This is a genomic window from Streptomyces sp. NPDC005899 (assembly GCF_040629645.1).
GTDB lineage: Bacteria > Actinomycetota > Actinomycetes > Streptomycetales > Streptomycetaceae > Streptomyces.
In genome coordinates, this window is record NZ_JBEXWB010000407.1 from 1 (window position 1) to 5,159 (window position 5,159).

Genomic DNA, 5,159 nt, shown 5'->3' on the forward strand with positions numbered 1-5,159 from the left:
GCGACGGCGCGGGGCGACCCCTGCCGCGACACCGCCGAGCTGCGGCTGACCTGCGAGATCGTGCTCCGGCCGGCCCTCTCCTACGGGGTGGTGCCGTCCGGGGGCGTCCGGGTACCGGGCGAGGCCGGCGCGGCCCCGCTGGTGCGCGAGTTCCCCGCGCGGCGCCCCTGTCACTCAGGGGCGCCCGGGCACGGACCCTGGGGTCAGTGCGAGGAGCCGGACAGCTGAAGACCGATCACTCCGATGATCACCAGCGAGATCGACACCAGTTTGAGCGTGGAGACCACGTCGTCGAGGAAGACCATTCCGTAGATCGCCGTACCGGCCGCCCCGATGCCCGTCCACACCGCGTACGCCGGGCCGACGTCGAGCTTCCTCAGGGACAGGGTGAGCAGACCGAAGCTGCCGAGGGCGAACGCGCAGAACGCGATGGTCGGCCAGAGCCGGGTGAATCCGTGGGAGAGCTTCAGGCACACGGCGAAGCCGGTCTCGAGCAGTCCGGCGACCACGACCAGCAACCACGCCATCGTCAGGTGCCTCCCACTCAGGTGACGGCTTCTTCCCGCTCGACGCGATTATGCCCTTACCGGCCGTAGCGGCTCGCAGACGTGCGCGAGTCGGGCGGTCCTGTCGTGAGGTGCCTCCACCCGCCGGCCCTGCCGGCGGGCCGTCGGCCGTCGGCCGTCGGCCGCCGTCAGTCGCCCTCGCGCCGCTCCCGCGTCGCGAACAACCGCCGCAGCGAGTCGAGCCGCGCCGGATCGGCATGGCCCTGGGCCACCCAGGCGTCGAGCGCGCACTCGGGCTCCTGACCGTCATGGGTGCAGCCGCGCGGACAGTTCTCCGTGCCGGGCTGGAGGTCGGGGAAGGCGTTGATGACCCGGGAGGGGTCGACGTGGTGCAGCCCGAACGACCGTACGCCCGGGGTGTCGATCACCCAGCCGCGGCCGTCGGGCAGCGGCAGGGCGAGCGCCGACGTGGTGGTGTGCCTGCCGCGTCCCGTCACGGCGTTGACCACACCGGTCGTCCGGCGCCTGTCCTTGGGTACGAGGGCGTTGACCAAGGTCGTCTTGCCGACTCCGGAGTGGCCCACGAAGGCGGTCATCCGGTCGTTGAGCAGTTCGCGCACCTGGTCCGCCGCGTCGCCGTTCTCCAGCTCCTCGCGGCTGGTGACGACGTAGGGGACGCCCAGCGGGGTGTAGGCCTCCAGCAGCTTGTCCGCGGAGGCCAGGTCGGACTTGGTCAGGACCAGGAGCGGGGAGAGGCCGCCGTCGTACGCCGCCACCAGGCAGCGGTCGATCATGCGGGGGCGCGGTTCCGGGTCGGCCAGCGCGGTGACGATGGCCAGCTGGTCGGCGTTGGCCACGACCACGCGCTCGTACGGGTCGTCGTCGTCCGCCGTGCGACGCAGCACCGACGTGCGCGAGGCGATCCGGACGATGCGCGCCAGGGTGTCCTTGTCGCCGGAGAGGTCGCCCACGATGGAGACCCGGTCGCCCACCACCGCCGCCTTGCGGCCCAGCTCCCGGGCCTTCATCGCCGTCACCGTGCGGTCCTCGACCAGGCAGGTGAGCCGGCCCCGGTCGACGGTGAGCACCATCCCTTCCTGGGCGTCCTCGTGCTTGGGACGGGTGTGGGTACGGGGCCGGTTGCCCTTGGGGTTGGGGCGGACGCGGATGTCGTCCTCGTCGGGGTTCTTCCCGTAACGGCGCATGCGCTCAGACACCACGCCCGGTGGGGGACGTGCCGAGGGCCCCGGGCGAGACGCCGACCGCCCCGGGGGAGGCCCCGAGCATGCCGGACCACATCTCCGGGAAGTCCGGCAGTGTCTTCGCCGTCGTCCCGACGTTCTCGATCTCCACCCCGGCCACCGCGAGCCCGATGATCGCGCCGGCCGTCGCCATGCGGTGGTCGTCGTACGTGTGGAAGGTGCCGCCGTGCAGCGGGCGCGGACGGATGCGCAGTCCGTCGGCGCTCTCCACGACGTCCCCGCCGAGGCCGTTGATCTCCTTGGTGAGGGCCGCCAGGCGGTCCGTCTCGTGCAGCCGCAGATGGGCGACACCGCGCAGGGTGGAGGGGGAGTCGGCCAGGGCCGCGAGCGCCGCGATGCCCGGGGTCAGCTCACCGACCTCGCTCAGGTCGACGTCGATGCCGTGGACACGGCCCGATCCGGTGAAGGTCAGGCCCCGTTCGGTGAGCTCGCAGCTGCCACCCATTGCGGTGAAGATCTCGCGCAGCGCGTCACCCGGCTGGGTGGTGCGCAGCGGCCAGTCGGGGACGGTGACGCGGCCGCCGGTGACGAGTGCGGCCGCCAGGAAGGGCTGGGCGTTCGAGAGGTCCGGCTCCACGGTCAGGTCGCGGCCGAGCAGCGCGGACGGCGACACGCGCCAGACGTCGGGCTCTCCGCCGGTCTCAGGCTCGTCGACCTGGGCGCCGACCGCGCGCAGCATGTCGACCGTCATCCGGATGTGGGGCATGGAGGGAAGGGCGGAGCCGGTGTGCCGGACCTCCACCCCCTGGTTGAAGCGGGGCCCGGACAGCAGCAGCGCGGAGACGAACTGGGAGGACGAGGAGGCGTCGATCGCCACCGGGCCGCCGTCCAGCGCTCCGGCGCCGTGCACGGTCAGGGGCAGCGCCCCGCGCCCGTCGTCGTCGATCCGGGCGCCCAGGGCCTTCAGCGCGCCGATGACACCGTGCAGCGGACGCTCGTAGGAGCGGGGGTCCCCGTCGAAGCGGACCGGCCCGTCCGCCAGACAGGCCACGGGGGGCAGGAAGCGCATGACCGTGCCCGCGTTGCCGACGTCGACCGAGGCCGGGCCGTGCAGGCCGGCCGGGATCACGCGCCATGCCTCTCCGGAGCCGTCCGGGCCCACGCCCTCCTCGATGCCGACGCCCATCGCGCGGAGCGCCTGGGCCATCAGCAGGGTGTCCCGGGAGCGCAGCGGGCGGCGCAGCCAGCCCGGCTCGGAGGACAGCGAGGCGAGGACGAGCGCCCGGTTGGTGACGGATTTGGATCCGGGCACGGTGACGGTCGCGTCGACGGCCCCTGTCGCACGGGGGGCGGGCCAGAGGGCGGGGTGCACGGCGCTTTCGGTCATGCCCCTCACTTTAGTGGCTCTGCGCAAACCCAGATCCTGAGCATTTAGGACGAAACCGGGACGTAATAAGAGGGTGATAGAGGGGCTCGGCCCGGAGCACGCCTCACAGTCCCAGCAGCCAGCGCCCACCGCCGATCAGCGAGCAGAGCGACACCGCGTGGAAGAGGAACAGCCAGACGGCCGCCGGCGCGTGCGTCAGCCGGGCCAGCTGGTCGGCGTCGGAGTCGGGCGCACCACCGTGGCGGCGTTTGGACTGCAGCTCGAAGGCGGGGCGCACGCCGCCCAGGAGCAGGAACCAGACCACCGTGTACGCGAACGCCGACTGGACCTCGGGCGAGGTCAGCCACGAGACCAGCAGGAACGTCGTTCCCGTGAGGATGACCGTCAGGGCGCCGTAGAGGTTGCGGATCATCACCAGCATCACGGCGAGCAGCGCGGTCGACACCCACAGCAGCAGCGTGATCCGGCCGGCGGCCAGGAGCCAGGCGCAGCCCAGGCCGAGCAGCGGGGGCGCCGTGTAGCCGGCCGCCGCGGTGAGGACCATGCCGATGCCGGTCGGCCTGCCGCGGCTGACGGTGAGGCCGCTGGTGTCCGAGTGCAGCCGGATGCCGGAGAGCTGCCGGCCGGTGAGCAGGGCGACCAGCCCGTGGCCACCCTCGTGGGCGATGGTGATCGCGTTGCGGGAGAGCCGCCATACGAGGTTCGGCGCGACGGCGAGGAGTGCCGCGGTGGCCGTGACGACCACCAGCCACTGCGCGGGCGCGGGCTGGGTGCCGAAGACGCGATCCCACAGATCGCCCAGTGCGGTGCTGTCCATGGTGCGGGCGGCTCCTCGAGGTAGTTGCGGCGGTGGCCTCCGCTCGGCGTGCGAGTCGTGGCAGTCTGGCACTCATGTGCGGAAGGTATGCGGCGAGTCGGCGGCCGGAGGATCTGACGGGGCTCTTCGGCGTCGAGAAGTGGGAACCCACCGAGACCCTGGAGCCCGATTGGAACGTGGCACCGACCAAAGAGGTGTACGCGGTTCTGGAGCGTCCTGTGAAGGACGCGGACGACCCGCGTCCGGTTCGCCAGCTGCGCGCGCTGAAGTGGGGACTCGTGCCGTCCTGGTCGAAGTCGCCCGAAGGGGCCGCCCGCATGATCAACGCCCGAACGGAGACGGTCCACGAGAAGCCGTCCTTCCGGCGGGCCTTCGGGTCGAGGCGCTGCATCCTGCCCGCCGACGGCTACTACGAGTGGGTGACCGGCGCCGACGAGCGGCAGCTGGAGGAGAAGGGGAAGCGGAAGCGGCCCCGCAAGCAGCCCTACTTCGTCACCCCCGCCGACGGCTCCGTCTTCGCCATGGCGGGTCTCTACGAGTTCTGGCGCGACCGGACCCTGCCCGACGACCATCCGCAGGCCTGGTGGGTGACCTGCTCCGTGCTCACCACCGAGGCGGAGACGTCCCCGCTCGCCGTGGCACCCGCCGAAGGGCCGTCCGCACTCGCCGACATCCACCCCCGGATGCCCCTCATGCTCACCCCCGACCGCTGGGACGCCTGGCTGGACCCGTCGCGCACCGGCACCGGGGAGCTGAGGGCGCTCCTGGAGCCGCCGCCCGGCGGGCTGATGCGGGCCTACCCGGTGGCCACCGCCGTCAGCAACGTCCGCAACAACGGCCCGGAGCTGCTCGACGAGCTGGCCGCGCCGGAGCTCAGCACGCTGTTCTGACCCGCGGGATCCGGCAGGATGAACGGCGTGAGCCGCACAGGGACGACGCAGAAGAGCCGGACCGTCGAGACGGAGGCCGGGACCGCCAGGATCACCTGGCTCCCCGGTGAGGACGCCCGGCTGGTACTCGCCCTGGGCCATGGCGCCGGTGGCGGCGTCGAGGCCCGCGACCTCCAGGCGCTGGCGGCCGTGCTGCCCGCCCGCGGGGTGACCGTCGCCCTGGTGGAGCAGCCCTGGCGGGTGGCGGGGAAGAAGGTGGCGCCCGCACCGCGGACCCTGGACGCCGGCTGGCGCGGCCTGTGGCCCGCGCTGACCGGGCCGGGACTGCCCGTCGTCGCCGGTGGCCGCAGTGCGGGG

Annotated in this window: 6 protein-coding genes and 1 pseudogene; 3 read left to right on the forward strand and 4 right to left on the reverse strand. The window is 72.8% G+C overall.

All coding sequences use genetic code 11. The annotated features are described in order from the left end of the window. Window positions 1-228 (forward strand): hypothetical protein (locus ABZ371_RS28685; RefSeq protein ID WP_358684926.1); only part of this gene is annotated, 228 nt, incomplete at its 5' end. Here the strand turns inward: ABZ371_RS28685 and ABZ371_RS28690 are convergent. The 4 genes from ABZ371_RS28690 to ABZ371_RS28705 form a co-directional block, all read right to left on the reverse strand. Further along, the gene (locus ABZ371_RS28690) at window positions 204-527 is read right to left on the reverse strand and encodes a multidrug efflux SMR transporter (RefSeq protein ID WP_358684928.1); all 324 of its coding nucleotides are present in this window, start codon (window positions 525-527) and stop codon (window positions 204-206) included. The two genes, ABZ371_RS28685 and ABZ371_RS28690, sit on opposite strands and share 25 nt — an antisense overlap. Before the next feature lie 167 nt (window positions 528-694). Next, on the reverse strand, window positions 695-1,711 hold the full coding sequence (gene rsgA, locus ABZ371_RS28695) for a ribosome small subunit-dependent GTPase A (RefSeq protein WP_358684930.1): 1,017 nt from the start codon (window positions 1,709-1,711) through the stop codon (window positions 695-697). A gap of 4 nt (window positions 1,712-1,715) precedes the next feature. Beyond that, window positions 1,716-3,095: a 3-phosphoshikimate 1-carboxyvinyltransferase gene (aroA, locus tag ABZ371_RS28700; protein WP_358684932.1), complete on the reverse strand. Its 1,380-nt coding sequence runs from the start codon at window positions 3,093-3,095 to the stop codon at window positions 1,716-1,718. 103 nt (window positions 3,096-3,198) lie between these two features. Further along, on the reverse strand, window positions 3,199-3,912 hold the full coding sequence (locus ABZ371_RS28705) for a M50 family metallopeptidase (protein WP_358684934.1): 714 nt from the start codon (window positions 3,910-3,912) through the stop codon (window positions 3,199-3,201). A 74-nt stretch (window positions 3,913-3,986) separates the two neighbouring features. On the opposite strand from ABZ371_RS28705, the gene ABZ371_RS28710 reads away from it, so the two are divergent. Together ABZ371_RS28710 and ABZ371_RS28715 are read left to right on the forward strand one after the other, a co-directional pair. Then, entirely contained in the window at window positions 3,987-4,802 is an 816-nt protein-coding gene (locus tag ABZ371_RS28710; protein ID WP_358684936.1) for an SOS response-associated peptidase, read from the forward strand. A gap of 27 nt (window positions 4,803-4,829) precedes the next feature. Continuing rightward, a pseudogene (locus ABZ371_RS28715) lies at window positions 4,830-5,159 on the forward strand (hydrolase); the annotation flags it as partial.